The following is a 21057-nucleotide window of genomic DNA, read 5'->3' as shown; positions in this document are numbered from 1 at the left end:
CCCGCCGCCACGCCTTAGCCCTTTACGGAGCCAGCAGTCATCTGCATAAATGATTTATTGGCGAAGATATAGACAACAATCATGGGCAGCATGGACAGACATGCGCCGGCAAGCATTAATTGAGGCTGCGCAGCATCGCCGACACCATATTTCAACCCCGCGAGTCCGACGGTGAGTGTCTGCAAGGCGGGCTGGGTCATGGTAAAAACGAGCGGCAGGATATATTCATTCCATGCTCCGCGGAAGGTCCAGAGAGCCGTAACCCCCAAGGCGGGCGTCAGGAGCGGCAAGATAACACGAAAGTATACGCTATAGAAGTTGCAGCCGTCAATAAACGCAGCCTCATCAAGCTCCTTCGGAATGGCCCGCACAAAACCGATCAGCATAAAGAACGCCGTGGCATGTGCACTGATCAGAATGATAATCACACCCCAGAGCGATTTCTGCAAGTGAAGCGATACCATAAGATCGAACTGGGGCCGCAGCACCACAGCGCCGATCGAGATGAACAGCGTGCAGGATTGAATGACCACATACAGGCGTTTGCCGTAGAAATCGACCCTCGCCACCGCATAGGCGGCCATCGTTCCGATTAATAGGGTCCCTAAGGTAGTGAACACGCTGATAAATATACTATTCCAGGTAAAGCGGGCAAAGTTGGCCGAATTCCAGGCCTGCGCATAATTTTCGAACTTCCATTCCTTTGGCAGCAGGGTGGTTCCGGTCGTCAGCTCCAGATTGGTCTTCAGCGATCCGAAGAACGCCAGAATGATCGGGAACACCGCAAAGGCCGCCACCAGCAGCAGAAAAATCCACAGCAGTGTCCGGGACAACGCCGCCCGGAGCCTGACTGAACGGACGGCCTGGTCCGAAGACACTTTCGTTTCCGCTTGCAATGTACTCACTTGTCATTCTCCTCTCTTTTAGTAGATATCATTCAACTTCTTGGATACATAAAAGTACACCAGGGTGATCAGACCCACAATTACTGCGGTAGCGAAGCCAACGGCACTGCCGTAACCGAATTGCTGGATGCTTGTGCCGCCGCTGGATACAGGGAAAAACAGCTTGTAGAGATACAGGTACATGACTTCCGTCTTGCCATAGGGTCCGCCCTCGGTAAGCACCATAATACTCTCATAGCCTTTTAGGGAGACGGTAATGGCAAGCATAATGATCATTTGCAGCACAGGTCCGAGCATGGGAACGGTGATGCTCCACATTTTGCGCAGCGGTCCGGCCCCATCCAGGGAAGCTGCCTCATAGAGGTCCTCGGGAATGTTCTGCAAGCCGGCGATAAAGAGCAGCATGTAGTTCCCGACAGCTCCCCAGATCGCAATCATAATCGCTGTCAGCAAGGCGTATTTCGCCCCCAGCCAGTCGATGGGAGCAGAAATAATTCCGGAGCCGACCAGCAGCTGGTTCACCATTCCGTTGTATGAATTAAAGATCACATAGAATACGATTGCCATAACCGAAGCACTGATCACGGTGGGCATAAAATAAATCGCCCTCAGCAGCTGCCGCCCCTTCAGCGCCCGGTTCAGGACAACAGCCAGCACAAAGGACAGCGGCAAAGTGATCAGCAGCTTGCCGCCGGCATAGATGAAGGTGTTGACCACTGACTGCCAGAATTCCTTGTCCCGGAACAGGCGCTCGAAATTGCCCAGTCCGATGAACAGCGGTTCGCCGAAGCCCTGGTAATCATAGAACATGTACTTCAGCGCCCAAAAGATGGGATACACTCCAAAAATCAGCGTCAGAATCAGGCTGGGAGCCACGAAGGTCCAGGCGTTCATTTGACGTTTCGATTCATTCATTTATTGTTCCTCCTGTCATTGGACTACGCTTCTGTCCTTAATGATAATTCTCTCCGTGCATAACGGTTATGGAGAAAGCGACTGCGCTTGGGGGAGAATTTCACTTTTCCAGTTGCTTTGTCCCCTGTCCTCCCTTCATTTATCTATCCCGCCCTTCGCAGAGGCACGGCTATACTGTGATAGAGGAAGGCACATCAGCGAACATAACAACTGTACAAGGAGGCTTGAACCAGTGATGAATACAGCACATGGAGGCGGCACGGAGGCCCGTCCCTTCGGCTGCTATACGGCGGGGCATCTGGAGAGCATTCGGAGCAGAATTGAACAGCTTCCCGCGCTCCGGCGGGAATACGAAAGGCAGCGGCAGCTGTCCGGGCAATTTGCAGACCGGGAGGCGGCGGCTCCGCTTCACAGGCTCGGCGCATTCCGGGTAGAACCCTTTGTCTTCGAGATCCCTTCCGGGGCAGCCTTCCTGAAGCTTGCAGTGCAGGTCCATGGACGGGGCATAGCCCGCATCGGCGGCCTGAGCTTGACTCATTCCCAGCTTGGCTTGCCGGTAGCGCTGACGAACGGCAGCCTGGACTATGCCATGGCGGGCTGGTGCCGGGAGCCGGGAAGCGGCAAGGTCTGTATGGAGAAATTGTCCGGCATGCAGCATGGCCTCCAGCCATCGGGAGTAACGCCGGGCGGCTCCGCTCCGGCAGACGATCTGCGGTGCATCCGGATCAGCAATGGGAAAGAGACAGACTTGACGGTCCTCCGTTATGAAGAAAACCTTCCCGTACGCGAAGGAGATCATTACAGCATGCAGACAGCGCTCAGCCTGGAAGCTCCCCTTACCGGAGGAATCTGTGCCGAGGCCCGTTTTCTGAACGCCGCAGGGCAACCGTTGGGACCGGTACTGCTCTCCCCGCTTTTCAACCGGCCAACGTCTACCAATTGGGCCTACCTGCTGGAGGCCGCAGGTGCAGACGCCAATGTGTATATGATTTCGGGAGAAAGCGGATTTGCAGACCGGGCCAAACGGAAGCTGAAGTACATGCTTGCCGATATGCGGGCAGGCATGGATATCTTCCGCAGAGACGGCTGGCATGACGACGATACCTACGGCGCAGTGCATATCGGAAGAGGGCTCGCTGCCGTCTCGGTCATCTATGACCAGATTGCCGGCAGCGGTGTATTCCTCTCCGGCGAAGAAGCCGGGCTGCTCGCCGATTTCCGCTATATTGCGGCGATGATGATGGATACCGGCTACTACCGGTTTGATCTGGAGACCTTCCCGGATGAGAAGGGCGGCAAGCGAAGCAATTGGAATGCCGACCGGGCGGCCGGACTGGGCGTTTATGCCCTTCTTTTCCCGCAGGAGCAGCAGAGCGCTGCCTATCTTGGGCACGCTCTGTCTGTTATCGGCTGGCAGCTCGCAGAAGTGGTGGACCGCGACGGCGCATGGCCGGAGAATATCCGTTATCACGGGGCCGTACTGCACCGCTACTTCCTCTTCTTCGTTCTGCTGAAGCGCCTGAGGGAAGTAGATTATTTCAGGCATGAGAAGGTGAAGGGCATGTACCGCTTTCTGATCGGCACGGTGACTGCGGCAGATATCCTCCAGGGCAGCCTTTCCGGCGCTCCTGTACTGCTTACGCCGGCTGTCGGCGATGCCAATGTGCAGGAGAAATGGTTCCGCCTGCTCGGCTACGCTGCTTCGTTCTATGCCGAAGAGGACCCGCAGCTTGCCGGGGAAATGCTCTGGACCTGGAGACACGGCGGAGCACCTGTGGAGGATAACGGTGCGTTTCCCTTGCCCCTGGTTGCGCTGCTCTATGCGCAGCCGGACCTGCCGGAGCAGAGACCCGCACTAGACTCTGTGCATTATCCTGACATAGGCTATGTCATCTTCCGCAGCGGAGAGCGGAATCTGCAGCATTATGCCATCTATGAGGCATCGCCGCTGACTTACCACGCTCACCATGATGAAGGACACTTCTCCATCTGGGCAGACGGGGTTCCCGTAACACTGGATTCCGGAACGGGAGGCTATTATAACGGAGACCGGCACTGGTATGTATCCGGGGCAGCCCACAATGTTGTCCAATTCGCCGATAACTATGGACGGTTCACGAACGGCCCGCTGCAAAGCGAATGCAAGGAAGTCCGGTTCTCGGGGGAACTGGACTATGCAATAAGCAGTATCCCCGATGCAAACACCGGGGAATACGAGCGGAATTTCTTATTCATTAAGGCAGGCTTTGACGTTTACCTGGTCTGGGACCGAATTGCGGGGGCAGTGAACAGCGTCTGGAATCTGCATACGCTTAGCACAGGGGCAGAGATTACGGAGCAATGCATTGCTGCCGCGTGCCTGGGCGGCATGCGGCTGAGCGCGCTCATCGCGGAGCCGGCACAACCTGTGATTACAGCGGGAGAGGGCGCCGTAGGCGGGGCTTATCCCTTGGCGGCGCAGCAGCATTTCCGCGTGCACGGAGGCAAAAGTGACTATGTAATACTGCTCCACCCCCGGCCGGAAGGCGCTCCCCAGCTGCAGCTGGAGCAGCTTGATTATGAAGAAGCTGTAGAAGGCGTGCGCTTGTACAGGATATCCCGGGCGGATGGCGCATGGTTTATCGCCGCCATCAACGGTACCGGACAGAGCCGGCAGATTACGTTCCGGGGACTCGGACCGCTCAGATTGCTCGGAGAGCAGAACACGGCAATACCCGGGCGGCCAGAGCAAACCGGACTGCGACTTGAGGCTAACAGGGTTCACATCGCTATGCCCCGATAAACAGGCAAACCGCTGTGTATTACAACATATTAAATGGATGGGGGAATTAGAAATATGAGCAATCTTGGAGTATGGGAACCGGCAGAGCCGGGAGTGAAACGCTGTATTGTGAATGCAGCCGCCAGTCTGATGATGATGGAGGTCCATTTCGAAAAGGGAGCAGAGGGCTATGAGCACAGCCATCCCCACGAGCAGATGAGCTACTGTCTGCGCGGAAGCTTTGAGTTCCGCATTGACGGCAGGAAGCATATTGTTCACACAGGCCAGAGCATTGCCATACCGCCAAACGCCAAGCATGGTGTCACCGCACTGGAGGCCGAATCGGCACTGCTCGATGCCTTCACGCCTATCCGGGAGGATCTTCTTAAGCGCCAGGGCGGCTGAATTGAAGATTTCCAGCAGGGCTTCCTTCGCCCTGGAGATTGCACAGACACATCACAATACCGCCTGTCCATGAACCCGGACAGGCGGTATTGTTTTATTCCAGATTGGCATGGTTGCCAAACATCCGCTTGGAGGTCTGGCCGGTCTGCTCCATCAACCGCAGAATCACGGCATCATAGAAGAGCAGCAGGGTCTGCTCGAACAGAGAAGCCATCGGCTGGATGGTAGTCCGGCTTCCATCCGTCTGTTCCTTGCGCACTCCAGGCAGCTTGACGATCTGGTCCGCCAGCCGTCCGATGGACGACTCTGGGGCAATCGTTACAGCCACAACCGCAGCTCCCGCTGCCCTGGCTTTCACAGTCATGGACAATAGGCTGGAGGTCTCGCCGGAACCGGAGCCGAGCACCAGCACATCGCCCGGTCCGATGCCCGGGGTCACGGTCTCACCGACCACATAGGCCTCCTTCCCGGCATGCATCAGCCGCATGGCGAAGGCCCGGCCCATGAGGCCGGAGCGGCCAGCTCCGGCGACGAATACCTTGCCGGAGCGCAGCAGCAGCTCTGCCATCCGTTCCGCCTCCTCCGCTCCAAGCTCCGCAACCGAGCGCTGCAGCTCCTTTACGATTTCCTGCGCGTAGCTGACGGTATCCATAAGCAGCCTTAAGCCTGGCCGACCAGGCGCTTCATTTCCGCCGCCGCTGCCTTTTGATCGCTTTCGCCGGTAATGCCGCCGCCAACAATCACCAGATCGGGACCGGCTGCAATCACTTCAGGCAGCGTGCCCAGCTTGATTCCTCCGGCAACCGCCGTCTTCGCCCGCTTCACCACGCCCTTGATGGCCCGCAGATCGGCAAAGGAGTTTTTGCCTTCCGCCTGATGGTCATAACCGGAATGCACACAGATATAATCCACGCCAAGTGCGTCAACCTCAGCCGCCCTGGATGCAATATCCTTGACGTTAATCAGGTCCACCAGAATCTTCCGGCCGCTCTTCCCGGCTTCCTCTACGGCCCCTTTGATCGTCGAGTCATCGGACACGCCAAGTACTGTCACGATGTCTGCGCCCGCTTCAGCCGCCTTCATCACCTCATACCCGCCGGCATCCATGATTTTCAGGTCGGCCAATACAGTCAGGGAAGGAAAAGCTTCCTTAATCGCCTTCACCGCATGCAGGCCCTCATTAATTACAATCGGTGTGCCGATCTCCACAATATCAATAAATCCGGCTACCTCCGAGACAATTTCCTTCGCTCCGGCAATATCTACAAGATCCAGCGCCAATTGCAGCTTCATCTATCAAAACTCCTTTTTAATATATTTTAGTAAGTGCTTCACATATTGTAGGTCCATAAATTCAATAAGGGAAGTAGGCACTTTATCGTGATGTAGTTACTCCGGGGATACTATTGTGCGGATACCGGGCTGCTGGAAGGGCAGCGTTCAGCAAATCCATGTTGAGTTTTTTCACATTTTTCATAAAAATACTGCAATTCCATGAAAGCTGTGCTAACATACACCTTGTTTACAGCTGAACGTCAGCGCGAAATAATTAAAAGCAGGTGTGTAATGACTCAAACGAAGCACCAGGAATTCAATTTGATTAAGCTGACCTGGCCTATTTTTCTGGAGCTGTTCCTTTTTATGCTCATGGGAAGTGTCGATACGTTCATGATCAGCTCGGTATCGGATGACGCCGTATCCGGTGTAGGCGCAGCAAATCAAATTATTACTATGGCTATCCTCGTGCTCAGCGTGATCGGCAACGGCGCGGCGATTGTTGTATCCCAATATCTCGGATCGAAGAAGCCCAGGGAGGCCGCAGAGGTCACCGGCAATGCCGTTACACTTAATCTGGCCGTAGGCGTTATTCTTAGCACCGCCCTGCTGCTCTTCGGCGAGGCGCTGCTGAGGGCACTGAATGTTACAGGGGATATTCTCGTGCATGCCAAGGTCTATATTCATATTGTCGGAGGCGGAATCTTTCTGCAGGCGCTGCTCAATGCCCTCGCAACGACCATCCGTACCTATGGCTTCACCAAGCAGACGATGATGGTCTCCCTGCTGATGAACCTCATTCACGTAGCCGGCAATTATCTGCTGATCTTCGGACATTTCGGCTTGCCCGCACTGGGTGTGCAGGGAGCGGCGATTTCCACGGTAGCCAGCCGTTTAATCTGCCTCATTATCTTCTTCCTGCTGCTCTACAGAGTTATGGAGGTGCGGGTGAAGTGGACCTATTACATCCGTCTTTCCAAAAAATATGTACTGCAGATTCTCAAAATCGGCATTCCGTCCGCTTTTGAATCGGTGATCTATCAATCCTGCCAGCTGATCTTCACTTTATACATCACCTATCTGGGTGCAGAAGCTATGGCTACCCGCCAATATGCGCTGAATATCTCCAGCTATATTTTTCTCTTCAGCGTCGCAGTATCCATGGGCACTTCAATTATTGTGGGGCATCTTGTCGGGGCAAGGCGGCCGGAGGAAGCCTACAGGCGGGTATTCAGCAGTGTAAAGTGGGCGTTGCTCGTCACGGTGGTCATTGATGCCGTCGTCATCTTCTTCCGCGTGCCTCTGATGGGCCTGTTCACGGACAACCTGAACATCGTCACGATGGGAGCCCAGGTTATTCTGCTCAGTATCTTCCTGGAGACAGGACGAACCTGCAACCTGGTCATTATCAACTCGCTGCGCGCTTCGGGCGATGCCAAGTTCCCGGTCTATATGGGCCTGATCTCCATGGTTTGCCTGAGTCTGCCGCTGGGTTACGTGCTTGTGTTCCGGCTTCATCTGGGGCTTGCCGGAGTGTGGCTGGCTACAGCTTTTGACGAATGGCTCAGGGCTGTCATTATGTACTTCCGCTGGAAGAGCCGGGCCTGGGAAAAGCATGGCCTGATTGAACACGATACTGCAGAGACTGCTGAGACCGCACTCCCCTCTGCCGCACCGGCACACTGATGCATAAAAAAATGAAGGGAATGAAAGGGAAACTTGATTTAGGCGTATTTCCCTGCACACACAGAAATGGGATGTTCCGCAAGCCTTGAATAAGGCTGCCGGACATCCCATTTGTACATTTTGACGACGGCTTGCTTTCTTACCCTTTTACAGAGCCGGCAGCGATCCCCTCGACAATCCGTTCACTCATAATCAGGAATACCAGCAGAATCGGCAGAATGCTGATCATCAGGGTTGCCCCGATAGCCCCCCAATCCGTTGTATATTGCCCGATGAAATTCTGCACCCCAACCGTAAGCGTCTTGAAATGGTCCGAGCTGATGAACGTGTTGACGAAGATGAACTCGTTCCAGTTATAGATCATATTGATAATCGCTGTGGTTGCCAGCACAGATGAGGTCATGGGCAGCACAATCCGGAAGAACATCGTATTCACGGAGCAGCCGTCGATAATCGCCGCTTCCTCCACTTCCTTCGGCAGGGAATAATAGAATCCCAGCAGGATCATGATGGTTGTCGGCAGGTTGAACGCCACATACGACAGGATGATGGAGAGCGGATTGTCCGTCAAATGCAGCTTGTTGAACATGCTGAACAAGGGAATCAGCGTGGAATGGACAGGAATCATCAGCCCTACCATGAACAGGCCAAGCACGAGCGAGCTGCTCTTCCATCTCATGCGGGTCACCGCAAAGGTCACAAAGCTGGCCAGCATCACGGTAAGCGCCAGTGATACCGCTGTAATCCATACACTGTTGATGAAATACTGCCCGATGTTGCCGTTTGACCATACGTTCGCGTAATTGCTCCAGTGCGGATGGGCCGGAATGGCAAAGGGAGCCATATTGAAGACTTCCTGGTTATTCTTCAGTGAAAAAATGAACAGCCATACCAGCGGCAGCAACTGGATTACAGCCACCGCAATCAATGCAATATAGAGCAGGCCATAACCGGATCTGCGCAGCAGAAGGGTTCCGCTCCGCTGCTGCAGGGGCGGCTGGCTGTAAGCAGCTTCAGTTCTCATTAATTGCTCCTCCTCTCTCGCGGACCGGTCAAGAATATTGAATCGTCTCTTTGGAAGCCGTAGCCCTGCGGATCAGATAGGTTGCCACCAGACAGATCAGCAGCAGGAAGAATCCGATGGCACTGCCATAACCGAAGTCAAAGCTGCGGAAGGCTTTATGGTACATATACGATGCCATGACTTCACTGGCTCCGTTCGGCCCGCCGTCGGTCATTACATAGATAAGGTCAAAATATTTCAGCGATCCCACCACCGACAGCACCACTGTAACCTTGATCACCTCGCTGATCAGCGGCAGCTTGATCCGGGCGGCAATCTGCCAAGGGTTGGCCCCGTCAATCCGCGCCGCTTCCATCAGCGACTCCGGAATGTTCTTCAAGGCGGCATAATAAATCAGAATATAAAACCCGGCGTACTGCCAGATGATAGGGATGAACAGCGCAATCAGCACGATGGATGGCTCGGCCAGCCATGCAGGCGGATTATCAACCCCCAGAGACATCAGCAGGCTGTTCAGCACCCCGTTCGTCGGATGGTAGATTTTCAGCCACAGCTGGGCGATGGCTACCGAAGACAGCAGCATCGGAACCAAATAGATTTTGCGCAACAGATTCGCGCCTTTGATCTTGCCTGACAGCACCAGCGCGATCCCCAGATAGCCGATGAGGCTGACTCCCGAGAACAAAGCGAGCAGCAGGGAGTGCAGCGCACTTTGCCAGAACGCGGAATCCTTCACCAGTTCTTTGTAGTTATCCAGTCCAATAAAGACCATCTTGCTGATTCCGTCCCACTGGTTCAGCCCGTAATAACCGGTCAGCACAATCGGGATATAGACAATGCCCATGATAAGCAGCAGGGAAGGCAGCACGTAGAGTGCAATCACCAGCTTGTTCGACATCACTTTCTCCATAATGCTTGTCCTCCTTTCCATGTATTGCGGATTACCGCAGCTTGAGCGCCAGCTGAGGAACGGGAGGCTCCAGGCAACCGCCGGAGACTCCCGTTTCCGTCAATCCTTCACCGGGCCGCTCAGTTTCCCTTTTCCACCGCTTCTTTATGCTTGGCGGCGAACTGGTCCGGCGTCACCGCTTTGCCGAACAGCGCCTGGATCATATCCAGGTGGACCTGGGCGGCATTCGGCTTCATCTGCACATCCGCAAACAAGGTGATGCTGCTGGCATTATTAAGCTCATTCAGCAGATCCACATACAGCTGCGGCAGCCCGGAATTGGCGGTATCCACTTTGGTCGCCGGAATAACCCCTGCTGTGGTTACGGAGTCCGCGCCCCATTTGGCCACAAAGTATTCCACGAACGCCTTGGCTTCTTCCTTAACCTCGGAGGACTCGGCTACGAACAGGCCGACGCCGGGACCGCCCACCCAGCTGTCAATGTCTCCTTTGCCGCCGTCAACAGTAGGGAATTTGAAGAATCCGACCTTGTCCTTGAATTCCTGCGGGATGTCGGGATTGGTCGTGAAGTTAGGCAGCTCCCAGGTTCCCATCAGGTACATGGCCGCTTTCTCATTCATGAACTCCGACTTGCCTTCGTCATTGGATAATCCGTTGAAGCCCTTGTTGAAGGCATTCATGTCCACCAGGGTCTGCACTTCAGCCGCAGCCTGGATCAGCGCCGGATCATCGAAGGAGCCGGAACCACCGGTAGCCTGCTTCAGGGTTTCACTGCCGGCGATCCGGTCAGCCAGATACATATACCACAGCGAGCCGGTCCAGCGGTCCTTGTTGCCCAGGGCGATAGGAGCTACACCGTTGTCAGAGAGCGTTTTCACAACTTGCCTGAATTCTTCATACGTGGTTGGAGCCTGCAGATTGTATCGGGCAAAAATATCCTTGTTGTAGTAAATCGGCGAGATGTTCAGCTCGATGGGCAGGGCATAGGTCTTGCCGTCCACCGCATAGGCTTCTGTAGTGCCGGGAACAAATTTATCCTTGAGCTGCTCCCCGCTCAGGATATCATCCAGCGGTGCGAACAATCCGCCTTTCACATAAGGCTCCATGAACCCTGCCGCCCATGTAATGCCGACATCCGGCAGCTCGTTGGAGGCCGACAGCACCTTCAGCTTATTCTTATACTGCTCATTCTCCAGTACTTCCTGCTTGATGGTGACGTTCGGATGCTCCTTCTGGTAATCGTCAATAATCTGGCCAACCAGTTTATTCTGCTGAGCCGAGCTTCCTGCCGGCCATAAATGCATCATGTTGAGGGTCACTTTTTGCTCCGGGGCGTTAGTGGATGCCGCTGCATCCGGCGGAGCTGCGGTGCTGTTGCCGGCTGCATTATTCCCATTTCCCCCGCCGCAGCCCGACAGAACGAGTGCCAGCATAGACGTCAATACCAGGCTTTTGGCTATTTTGTTCCTTGGCATTCCTATAACCTCCATATTTTTCGTTGTACGGTTGATGTAACCGTTCTCATACATATTCTAGCATCGCGTACGGAGGACTATAAGATCACGCTCATTGGCTATAACTCCACTTTTATTGGATCTCGCTGCGCTCATCCTTCATTTGCTGGCGATAGCGGCTCGGACTCATGTTTTCCTGGGATTTGAATACCTTGATAAAATATTTATCTGTGCGGTAGCCTACGCGTTCACCGATCTCTCCAACCGGCAGGCGTGTCTGCAGCAGCAGCTCCTTCGCCCGCTGAATTCTCAGACGGGACAAATATTCACTGAACGGTACTCCGGTCTGCTCCTTGAAGACCACGCTGAAATAGCTGGCATTCAGGTGAATTCTTCCGGCCACCTCGGCCATGGTCAGCTGCTCATGCAAATGCTGCTCCACATAGGCCAGCGCTTCTTTTACCGGCTCACCCATGTCTGCCGTATCCGGGTCGATTTCCATCAGCTTGTGATCGACCAGCTTCTCCAGTTTCTCACGGCGCTGCTGTTCCACTTCCTGCTTCAGCGCATCCTCCACAACCTTGAGCAGTTCTCCCTTGTCCAGCGGCTTCAGCAGATAGTTGAAAGCTCCCAGCCTAAGTGCCTGCTGCACATACTCGAATTCTGCGTAACCGGAAATGACAATAATGACCGGCTTCCGCACTTGCCCCTCCAGCGAACGGATCAGATCGAGTCCACTGACTTCAGGCATGCGGACATCGGTAATCAGCAGATGCACCCGCCCATGGAGCAGCCGCTCACGCGCATCAATTCCATTATCAGCCGTTTCTACGGCATAGCGGCCAGCCGCCCACACCTCCAGCGTCTGCCTGATGCCCTGCCGTGTTCTCGGTTCATCATCCACAACCAGAATCGTCCTATTGCCCAGATTCATAGATATATCCTCCATTGTTCGGAATTTCAAAAGTGATAACCGTTCCCTCGGACGGCTTACTCTCAATGTTCAGCCCGTCCATCTTCGTTCCTTCCGTTTCATAGTACAGCTTAAGCCGCCGCTGTACATTTACAAGCCCTATTCCCGTACCTTTGGCAGAGATGGACGGACCGCCTGCAAGCGCATTGTACAGTGACTGCAGCGTATCCGTATCCATCCCCGGCCCGTTGTCCTGCACGGTTATTTGGGTCCAGCCTTCACGGGATGACGGAGCAGCCAGGACACTGACCATTCCGCTGCCTACCCGGCTCTCCACCCCGTGGAGAATGGCATTCTCCACAATGGGCTGAACGAGCAGCTTAGGCACCGGCACAGCCGCCTCCTTCGGTTCCAGCCGAATCTTCCAGGACAGGCGGTCCCCCATTCTCATCTCCATAATTTTCAGGTAACGCTTGACCTGTTCCATCTCTTCCCCAAGTGTAACCCATTCGTCGCTGTTTGAATTTCCGATAATGTACCGGAACAGCCTTGACATCACAACCACAAGCCCGGCCAGCTCTTCTTCGCCCTTCTCCTCAAGCGACCAGTTGAACGCCTCCAGCGTGTTGAACAAGAAATGGGGATTAATCTGAGCCTGCAGCGCTTTAAGCTCCGTGCGGCTCTGCAGCACTTCTTTTTCATAGACCACCCGGATCAGTTCATTCATGTTGGCAATCATGCCATTATACGTATAATTCAGTTCCCTCAGCTCCAGGGTGGATACCGATTCCGGATTGGGGGTCAGAATCCCAAGCCTGGATTTGCGCATCGCCCGGATTAAATGAATAATCGGCCTCGTAATCATCGTGGACAGCACAAAGGACATAATTAGGAACAGCAGCGTTCCGATCCCGCCCGAGACCAGCAGGACCGTTCTCAGAACAGAGAGGCCTTTGGTCACATAGCTTACCGGCGTGAGCACCAGCAGCGTCCAATTTGTTTTGCCCGAGCGCAGCTTCACCTGCACATATTCCTTATCCTGGAAGCTGACTGTCTGGTCCTTGCTGGCGAGCAGGGGCAGCAATTCCGGCTGCGGCGTTTCACTGCTGCCCAGCAGCTGTCCCTCATCATTCACCAGCAGCACAGCTTCGCCCCCGTCGCTGGCGGACAGCGGATCATCAAGCTGGAAATAGCTGCGCTGGATACGGGCCATTAAATAGCCTCCCCGCGAGAACCAGCGGTCCATCAAACTGACCTGGCGGATGGCCAGCAGACTCTCCTTATCGTTCGGGTCGACGCCGATCCAGACCAGTCTGCCCTTCTGGATATTGGCTTCAGCAATATACGATTCATTGATTCTTGTGCCCAGGCTGCCATCCTTGATTGGGAACAACAGCCGGTAATCCGCCGTGTACAGCTCCAGAGAACCCACACTCGGCATATAGGCCTGGTAGCTGGAGATAATCTGCAGCAGCGACTGCCGCTGATTGAAAGACACGGACTTGCCATCCAGCTCTTCCGTCAGCAGCTGCTGGATGGTCGGATGGTTCGCGACCTGCTCCATCAGGCTGTCGATCTGGCCGATCAGCGCATCGAGTCTCCCATTGGCTTGCACCGCAGTCTGCTGGATATGCCGTTCCGCATTATTTTTCAGCAAATAAGATACTCTGTTGTAGACGAACGCTCCGGAAACCACAATAATAATCATCATGACAAGCAAGAACCCGATGAATATTTGATTGCGCAGCGTATTCCATTCTTTGATTTTTCCATACACACAGGATTCCCTCTTTCATATGGCAGCGTTTCCACCCTTATTCTCCAAAACTTCCGCCGATTGTCAAGAAGAATTGCCGCCCTCCCCTCAGCTATACTAAAAAGCCCTTAGCAGTTCCCCTTGGCAGGGTTCCGTTAAGGGCACAGCTCCTTATCCCTCATTCAATTATTTTCTAATTATGTAAGTTTCGGTCACATTATTTAAAATATCTTCCTTTACGCCCATTTGTCAATCCGCACAAACAAAAAAATAGCCCGTTCCCCAAAAGGAACCGACTGCTGAAGGATATTCGCTGTTGCTGGCCTAGATCTATAGAGTGGCTGTCAGAAGCGGCAGATTACGTGATGGTAATGCCTTTCTTGATCGCCTTCATGTCAAAATTCGTATTCACAAGCATAGGCAGTATCTTCATGCTTCTGGTCATGGGAGAGTTGCATTGCCAGCAGGTAGGCACGTATTGAAAGGCAAAATTATCGCGCATCCATCCGGTGCAATCCTCCTTGGTGCAAGACCAAATGGCTGTGTCTTCCTGGGGAAGATCCTCCAGCGCTTTTTTACGAAAATACATAAGTACCCCTCCTTGGTTCGAATTGAGAAGATGTCCATACCCCAAACAGGCGTTATGGCAGAGCTGCAGCGGCTTGTTCGATGTCAAAAAAAAAGCTGCCCTCAACTTGTGTTAAGGACAGCCTGATTTCAAAATTACAGTTTTACAACGTTTTCGGCTTGTGGTCCGCGAGCGCCTTGAGTTACGTTGAACTCAACGCGTTGGCCTTCGTCCAAAGACTTGAAGCCGTCGCCAGTGATTGCGGAGAAGTGTACGAATACGTCGCTTCCGCCTTCAACCTCGATAAAACCGAAACCTTTGTCTGCGTTGAACCATTTAACTGTACCTGTTTGCATAATATTACCTCCAAAATTTTATTAACACATGTCCTTTTATTCCTACGTATTGTACGAACAAATAAAAATTCACACATTGGAAAAGGCTTCATACGCACAAATGATAACCCTTTACAATATGTGAATTAAGGTTTAACTTTATGTTTGAATTTATTGTACCACACTAATTCCCCAAAAGCAAAGCAATCCCTAAAAATAAAAATATTCCGCCCGGCACCGAGGCCTCCGCAAAGACCGCAAGCCGGGCAGCCGCAAGGGTTAATCGATATATCCCGCCAGCCCTTTATCCATTAAATAATCCATTTCCGCATCGAGAATGCGCTCCACGGCCAGTTCATCCAGCTTCAAATCCCGCTGTGCGACAACGTAGTCCACCAGATCATCATTGTCGATATCCACCCCGCCTTTGGCATCCGCCTTGGCGCTATTAATAAAGGTCTGCTCATGCTTAAGCACCAGCCGGATCAGCTTCGGGTCCACCTTTGTCTTGGCGGATAATACCTCCACCAATTCCTGTTCATTTACTCCGTCACTCATTCTTGTTCGTCAGCTCCTTGGCAATTATGCACAGCTATTGTACCCTATCCGTCTGCTCTGCCGCGCTCCTTACTTCCACCATGCAAGTGAAGGCACCTCCGCCGCCCCCGCATAGACCGGCTCGCCGATGCGCGGTGTAGCCAGCCGCACACCCTGCGCCCTCGCCGCTGCGAAGACCCGCTCCACCGGATCGGTCCAGTCATGCATGGACAGTGTAAACGCCGCCCAGTGAATGGGAATCATCAGTGCGCCGCGTACATCCAGATGCGCCTGAACCGTCTGTTCGGGGAGCATGTGAATATCCGCCCAGCGCGGATCGTATTGGCCGCATTCCATAAGCGTCAGATCAAAAGGTCCATACTTCTGCCCAATCTCGGCAAAGTGGGTCCCATAGCCGCTGTCGCCGCTGAAAAAGATCTTCGTCTGCGCTCCCCGGATAATCCAGGAACACCAGAGCGTGGTGTTGCGGTCCAGCAGGCTGCGGCCGGAGAAATGCCGCGCCGGAGCACTGGTCAGCGTAAGCCCGGCATACTGGATTTCATCCCACCAGTCCTGCTCGCGGATTTTCTCACGGCTCACCCCCCAGCGCAGCAGGTGAGCACCGACTCCAAGCGGAACAATGAACAGGCCTACCTTGTCCTTCAACTGTTTGATCGAGCCGTAGTCGAGGTGGTCGTAATGGTCATGGGAGAGCAGCACGGCATCTATGCGGGGCAGCTCTGAAATCTCGGCCGGCAGCTGCTTGCTGTAGCGGCGGCCGCCGACAAACGGAAAAGGCGATGGCGAGCGGCCCAGCATCGGGTCAAGGAAGAGCGTTACCCCATCCATCTCCAGCAGCACGGCTGAATGTCCGAACCAGGTCACCCGGGTTTCCCCGTTCTCCTGAATCGAACCGGGCAGCAGCTTCTGGGGAATCAGAGGCTGCTGCGGCCGGGAACGCGGGTTGCCTTTAATGAAATCCTTAAGAATGGAAAAACCGCCTCCCACGCTGCCTTCCATCATCACGGTTGCCGCCGGATATACAAACTTGCCGTCCTTGTAATTCAGTGAGCGGCTAATGATCCGTTTTTCCTTCCTTGAGGCTCTTCGTCCAAAGGAGGGATAGAAGGTCATCACAATATAAGCCGCTGCGGCCAGCGCCGCAAGGGAAACAGCGATAATAATTAAGGTCATGGTCCAGCCCTTCTCTCCGGTATATTAAGATCATGGACATATTATAGAGCGGTCCGGGCCGGCAGGGCAAATATCGCCTCCAAGAAGGACTAACGGGATGCCGGTGCTGTCAAGCCGAATTCTGTCCAACTTGGTATGCAACAAAATCACAGGCCATAACGTTTAAAGGTTCAAACACCCGATTACCGGAATCAAAGGAGCCTGCGCCATGAACACCGTCCTGAAAACAATCGCTACTCTGTTAACCTTGTCACTCGCGCTTACAACCGGGGGCGTCTCTGCAGCCCCGAGCGCTTCTGCCACGCCAAATAATGGTTCCGGACAGACACCGGCTTCTGCTGCGGCTGCCAATTTCTCCATCTCCGTGAACGGATCAGTCCTCTCCGGGTCCGGCTTCCAGTCCTCCGGCGGTAAAGAGCCGCTGATTCCTCTGCGGGCCGTTGCCGATGCGCTCGGCTTCAAGGTCACCTGGAATGGGCAGACCAAGACCGCCCAACTGAACAAAGGCAGTATTTTCACCGCCGTAAAGAACGGCGAGGACCGCTATGTTATCAATAAGCTGTTCACCACGCTCGGGACCGCTCCGCAAATGAAGCAGAACAGGCTGTATGTCCCGCTCTCTTTTGCAAGCGAAGTGCTGTATCAATCGGTTACCGTTAAAGGGCAGCAGATCGTAATCGCCCCGGCAGCGGAGCACAGCACAGAGACCGGAGTTATCACCGCCATCACCAACGCGGACAACTATCAATCTGTACGAATCCAGGGGACCGGTAAGGCTGGACTTGTGCTGAATGTGAGCAAGGATACCCGGCTTCTAAGCAAAGACGGCTCCCCGCTTGCCTTCAGCGGTCTCCATATCGGCATGACCGTGGAGGCACAGCACTCCCTGATTTCCACCCGCAGCCTGCCTCCGCAAACTCCGGCCTATCAAATCACTGTACTGGATACCATGGCTAAGGACGAAGTGCTTGGCACGGCAGGCACGATCCGGCAGGTCATCACCGGCGAGGACGGCACGGTCAGCCTCCGCATTCAAGGCAGCGCCCTTAGCGAGAAATCGCAAACCGAGGTAGTGCTCCGCCTGACGGAGGACACCGCCATCATTAATGAAAGCGGAGAGGCAACGGATAGATCCGGTTTGGTTCAGGGAGCCGAGGTAATTGGCTTCTATGGTCCCGTCCTGACCCGCAGCCTGCCTCCAACGGGCACGGCCTTGAAGATGGTCTTGAATACAAAGATTCTGTAAGAGTGCGGTGTTCCTCAATTATAAAAGGCCACGGCTCTGTCCGGTGCAGAATTGCGGCCTTTTATTGTGCACGCCAAATGTGCCGTTCCGAGGGTTCACCCTTTAAGCGTTTCGCGCACCGCCGGCCCGCGGCCCAGCGTCACTCTGTTTTTGCCGTTGGCCTTGGACAGATACAGCGCCTCATCGGCCTGGCGGTACAGAGCCTCAAAGGTGACATCGCTGCGCTCCGTAAATGCAATGCCGATGCTGACGGTCAGCCGGATGCTGTGCCCGCCGTCCAGACGGACCACATGCTCCCCCATGGTAGACCGGAAGCTCTCAGCCTCCTTCAGCGCCGCACTCTGGCTCCCTGTAAAAAAGCAAACGGCAAACTCTTCGCCCCCGACTCTCCCGGCAATCCCGTTATTCTTATAAACCTCAAGGATTTTCCCGGAAAAGTCCACCAGCGCCTGATCGCCGGCCAAATGCCCGTATGTATCGTTAATCAGTTTGAAATCGTCTATGTCGAACAGCAGCAGCGCCAAGCCTGCCTCTTCCTGTACCGGGTAATTCTGCACCAAACGCATGAAATGCCTGCGGTTGTAAAGACCTGTCAGATCATCTACAGTCGCCTGGTGGAGCAGTTCGCGTTCATACCGCTTCTTCTCGCTGAGGTCGCTGAATACAATCAGCATCCCTGTGGTTTCCGCTTTGTCCCGCTCGGTGGCAATAAGCGAAACCCCATACCAGACCTCTTCCCGGCCGGGCGCGTTAATCTCAAACTGCCCTTCCCTCCGCCCCGAATAATGCGACGCGATGTCTTCATAACGGCTGAGGAGCAGATGGATGCTCCTGCCCATCCATGTGTCCCTCTTTTCGCCCTGCTGCTCCTTCAGCAGGATGGACAGTATGGAGTCCGCAGCCTCATTCACATCAATAATGTTGTCATAGCGGTCTGTCAGCACAATGCCGTCTTTCATATTTTCAAAGATTTTATTCTTCGCCAGAGGATACAGCGACATCCGCGGATCGCGGAACAAAGAGAGATATCCCGCAAGGATCGGCGGCAGATAAGTAAATGCCGTGAAGCCCGTAATGGTAATGCGCAGAAGCGGGAGCAAAAAGACAGAGACCACCGGAATCAGCAGACCTGCCAGCAGCAACAGGTTTCGCCTGAAATAATATTTCGGCGCATTCAGCAAAGACAGCGCCAGCAAGTATACGGCGTACAGCCCGAACAGCTGGTCATAGGCAATCAGAATCATGCTCAGCACCGTTGGATGAACTGCAACTCCGGTGATTCCCGACACTGTGGCAAGTCCAACCTCACTGCGCATCAGGTGATGATAAGAATCGGTAAAGATAAGCACAACATCAATAACCACCGGAACGCAAAAGAAGGCAAGCCGCTTGGCCAGCCCTTCCGTAGACCGGGTCACATACTCTTTGATAAAAGCGTAAGTAAAAATAGTGCTCATAAAAAGCGGAGCCTGCTGCAGATTTTTCCACCAAAGCTTGCCCTGAAAAGAAACCGACATAATTTCTCCGGCCGTAGCAGCAAATATTAAGCTGACCAGCAGCATTAACATCCACAAATAGCGTCTTCCCGGTGTCTTGCGTTGCCTGTATGAACTGACGCCCATATAGAGACTTAGAACACTGCCCATTAATAGATAATACGGATAACCCTGCATCCACGGCATGTCATATTTCTCCTATTTTCGAGATAGCTTTGCCTTATTATATCCTACTCTTTCGCACAAATGAATCAATCTCACAAAAAATGCCGGGTGCTCCGGGATATCGACCCGCAAATGGTTCTGCAGCGCAGCACGGGTGCCATCACGCAGAGGATATAAATACAACGAAGACCCTGCGGGCAGCCCGCAGAGTCTTCAAAAGGTGAGAAGTGAATGTTTAGTTATGCCAGGTTCCACAGGCTAGGGTACTTTTCCTGTAAACAACCGACGCCATCTCGATTTGTTCTTGCCTTTCAGATAGTACATGGGTGAAATCAACTACCTTTCGGAATACACATTACATGCTGTTCCAAACGTTATAATTGACACCTTCCACTTCCCACCTACCTATAAATACCCGGTATCTGCGGCGGATAAACAGCTAAATAATTTGAATTTGAATTTCCAAGGGCAAGGTCTAAATCCACCGTCTCTAGACGGCCATGGGGTGTATGAAATCAAGTATCATGTGATCTGGGTGACAAAATACCGGTATAAGGTATTGAAGGGGCCGCTGGCAATAAGAACAAGGGAACTGATACGACAAGGATGTGAAGCGAGAGAAATCGGGATTATGCAGGGAAGTGTGGGAAAGAAACACATCCATCTACTGTTATCAAGTCCACCCAGTCTGGCACCAAATAAAATCGCGCAATATCTAAAGAGAAGATCAGCGCGATTGCTGCAGGATGAGTTTCCAGAGTTGAAAAAGAAATACTGGGGTCAGCATTTATGGGTATGAGAATATTTTTGTGCAGCTGCGGGAAATGTGACGGAAGAAATGATCAGAAATTACATTGCAAATCAGTTTGTGGAAGAAAAGAACGAATTCTTTGAAATAGAAGACGGGTTTTAGTCGCAGTATCAATATGCTTTAGCGTATGGGCTTTCAGAAGAACTTAAGTCTTAGGTAACGACTTTAGTCGTCGACATTCATGTCAAAATCCACCTGCTTTGAGCAGGTGGTCGTTTAAGATGAACTTGAACCATTCATCCAAAGGGCAGCCAGCCTTAGTGGTAAAAAGTATAACTAATACAACTCATTCGGATTCTGGATCATCCCTAGTGGGAAAAAGTACAGGCCTGTTGATTATCCAAAAAAAGGTAGCAAAAAGGCCGCTCATTCGGTAAAGTGTTTGTACTCCACAAACATCCGAAACGAGGCGACCTCATGAAAAAGTCTACTTCAATCTCGAACATTCTGCAATTGGTAATTCCCAAAGAAAAGATGCTTCCACTCCTTGAGGAACTCAAATATGTGGAGGTGGGGCGGATATTCACCGTGTATGACCTCTTTCTGTTCTTGGCCGAAGCGTCGTTCCAGCAGTTGGGATGGCTATCGGGACGGCGAGCAGCGCATGGGACTCAGCGGTCTGAGAACGGTGGATCACTCTACGCTCTCGAAAAAAGCGAAAGACGTTCCCTTTGAGCTCTTTAAGCGGATGCTGGATCTTA

Annotated in this window: 18 protein-coding genes and 1 pseudogene; 5 read left to right on the top strand and 14 right to left on the bottom strand. The window is 53.3% G+C overall.

Annotated elements, in window-relative coordinates; genetic code table 11:
- Positions 1-14: 14 nt before the first annotated feature.
- Together HYD27_RS11940 and HYD27_RS11935 are read right to left on the bottom strand one after the other, a co-directional pair.
- Positions 15-878 (bottom strand): carbohydrate ABC transporter permease, encoded by an 864-nt coding sequence (locus HYD27_RS11940; RefSeq protein WP_375373913.1) that lies wholly within the window; start codon positions 876-878, stop codon positions 15-17.
- A 45-nt stretch (positions 879-923) separates the two neighbouring features.
- Positions 924-1820: a carbohydrate ABC transporter permease gene (locus HYD27_RS11935; RefSeq protein ID WP_219215329.1), complete on the bottom strand. Its 897-nt coding sequence runs from the start codon at positions 1818-1820 to the stop codon at positions 924-926.
- Between the two features lie 235 nt (positions 1821-2055).
- On the opposite strand from HYD27_RS11935, the gene HYD27_RS11930 reads away from it, so the two are divergent.
- Positions 2056-4602, top strand: a complete 2547-nt coding sequence (locus tag HYD27_RS11930; RefSeq protein ID WP_228745094.1) for a heparinase II/III domain-containing protein — start codon at positions 2056-2058, stop codon at positions 4600-4602.
- A gap of 54 nt (positions 4603-4656) precedes the next feature.
- The gene (locus HYD27_RS11925; RefSeq protein WP_219215323.1) at positions 4657-4986 is read left to right on the top strand and encodes a cupin domain-containing protein; all 330 of its coding nucleotides are present in this window, start codon (positions 4657-4659) and stop codon (positions 4984-4986) included.
- Between the two features lie 94 nt (positions 4987-5080).
- On the opposite strand, the gene hxlB is transcribed toward HYD27_RS11925, so the two are convergent.
- Together hxlB and hxlA are read right to left on the bottom strand one after the other, a co-directional pair.
- The gene (gene hxlB, locus HYD27_RS11920; protein WP_219215320.1) at positions 5081-5638 is read right to left on the bottom strand and encodes a 6-phospho-3-hexuloisomerase; all 558 of its coding nucleotides are present in this window, start codon (positions 5636-5638) and stop codon (positions 5081-5083) included.
- Between the two features lie 8 nt (positions 5639-5646).
- Positions 5647-6279: a 3-hexulose-6-phosphate synthase gene (gene hxlA, locus HYD27_RS11915; protein WP_219215317.1), complete on the bottom strand. Its 633-nt coding sequence runs from the start codon at positions 6277-6279 to the stop codon at positions 5647-5649.
- A 210-nt stretch (positions 6280-6489) separates the two neighbouring features.
- Here hxlA and HYD27_RS11910 point away from each other — a divergent pair, with 210 nt between their 5' ends.
- Positions 6490-7947, top strand: coding sequence for an MATE family efflux transporter (locus tag HYD27_RS11910; RefSeq protein ID WP_375373912.1), 1458 nt, complete (start codon positions 6490-6492; stop codon positions 7945-7947).
- A 139-nt stretch (positions 7948-8086) separates the two neighbouring features.
- On the opposite strand, the gene HYD27_RS11905 is transcribed toward HYD27_RS11910, so the two are convergent.
- The 9 genes from HYD27_RS11905 to HYD27_RS11865 all read right to left on the bottom strand — a co-directional run bounded on the left by HYD27_RS11905 (position 8087) and on the right by HYD27_RS11865 (position 16638).
- The gene (locus HYD27_RS11905; protein ID WP_219215310.1) at positions 8087-8971 is read right to left on the bottom strand and encodes a carbohydrate ABC transporter permease; all 885 of its coding nucleotides are present in this window, start codon (positions 8969-8971) and stop codon (positions 8087-8089) included.
- A gap of 28 nt (positions 8972-8999) precedes the next feature.
- Entirely contained in the window at positions 9000-9881 is an 882-nt protein-coding gene (locus HYD27_RS11900) for a carbohydrate ABC transporter permease (protein ID WP_219215307.1), read from the bottom strand.
- Positions 9882-10000: 119 nt separating this feature from the next.
- Positions 10001-11356 (bottom strand): extracellular solute-binding protein, encoded by a 1356-nt coding sequence (locus tag HYD27_RS11895; RefSeq protein ID WP_219215305.1) that lies wholly within the window; start codon positions 11354-11356, stop codon positions 10001-10003.
- A gap of 112 nt (positions 11357-11468) precedes the next feature.
- Positions 11469-12269 (bottom strand): response regulator transcription factor, encoded by an 801-nt coding sequence (locus HYD27_RS11890; protein ID WP_219215302.1) that lies wholly within the window; start codon positions 12267-12269, stop codon positions 11469-11471.
- Positions 12253-14025: a sensor histidine kinase gene (locus HYD27_RS11885; RefSeq protein WP_375373911.1), complete on the bottom strand. Its 1773-nt coding sequence runs from the start codon at positions 14023-14025 to the stop codon at positions 12253-12255. The genes HYD27_RS11890 and HYD27_RS11885 overlap by 17 nt, the downstream gene beginning before the upstream one ends.
- 337 nt (positions 14026-14362) lie before the next feature.
- Positions 14363-14593, bottom strand: coding sequence for a cold-shock protein (locus tag HYD27_RS11880; protein WP_219215299.1), 231 nt, complete (start codon positions 14591-14593; stop codon positions 14363-14365).
- Between the two features lie 134 nt (positions 14594-14727).
- Positions 14728-14928 carry a cold-shock protein gene (locus HYD27_RS11875; protein ID WP_019914790.1) on the bottom strand — a complete coding sequence of 67 codons (201 nt, stop codon included), beginning with the start codon at positions 14926-14928 and terminating at the stop codon, positions 14728-14730.
- A gap of 258 nt (positions 14929-15186) precedes the next feature.
- A complete protein-coding gene (locus tag HYD27_RS11870; protein ID WP_219215296.1) occupies positions 15187-15465 on the bottom strand; it encodes a hypothetical protein in 279 nt (92 codons plus the stop codon).
- A gap of 69 nt (positions 15466-15534) precedes the next feature.
- Positions 15535-16638, bottom strand: coding sequence for an MBL fold metallo-hydrolase (locus HYD27_RS11865; protein WP_219215291.1), 1104 nt, complete (start codon positions 16636-16638; stop codon positions 15535-15537).
- A 208-nt stretch (positions 16639-16846) separates the two neighbouring features.
- On the opposite strand from HYD27_RS11865, the gene HYD27_RS11860 reads away from it, so the two are divergent.
- Positions 16847-17884 carry a copper amine oxidase N-terminal domain-containing protein gene (locus HYD27_RS11860; protein WP_219215289.1) on the top strand — a complete coding sequence of 346 codons (1038 nt, stop codon included), beginning with the start codon at positions 16847-16849 and terminating at the stop codon, positions 17882-17884.
- A gap of 95 nt (positions 17885-17979) precedes the next feature.
- Here the strand turns inward: HYD27_RS11860 and HYD27_RS11855 are convergent, their stop codons facing one another.
- On the bottom strand, positions 17980-19566 hold the full coding sequence (locus tag HYD27_RS11855; RefSeq protein ID WP_219215284.1) for a histidine kinase N-terminal 7TM domain-containing diguanylate cyclase: 1587 nt from the start codon (positions 19564-19566) through the stop codon (positions 17980-17982).
- Between the two features lie 433 nt (positions 19567-19999).
- Between HYD27_RS11855 and tnpA the strand changes: the two are divergent.
- Positions 20000-20458 (top strand): annotated as a pseudogene (gene tnpA, locus HYD27_RS11850) (IS200/IS605 family transposase).
- Positions 20459-21057 lie beyond the last annotated feature (599 nt).

The sequence above is a fragment of the Paenibacillus sp. S150 genome (assembly GCF_019352175.1).
Taxonomy (GTDB): domain Bacteria; phylum Bacillota; class Bacilli; order Paenibacillales; family Paenibacillaceae; genus Paenibacillus_AQ.
This window is presented reverse-complemented; position numbering and strand designations above follow the sequence as displayed.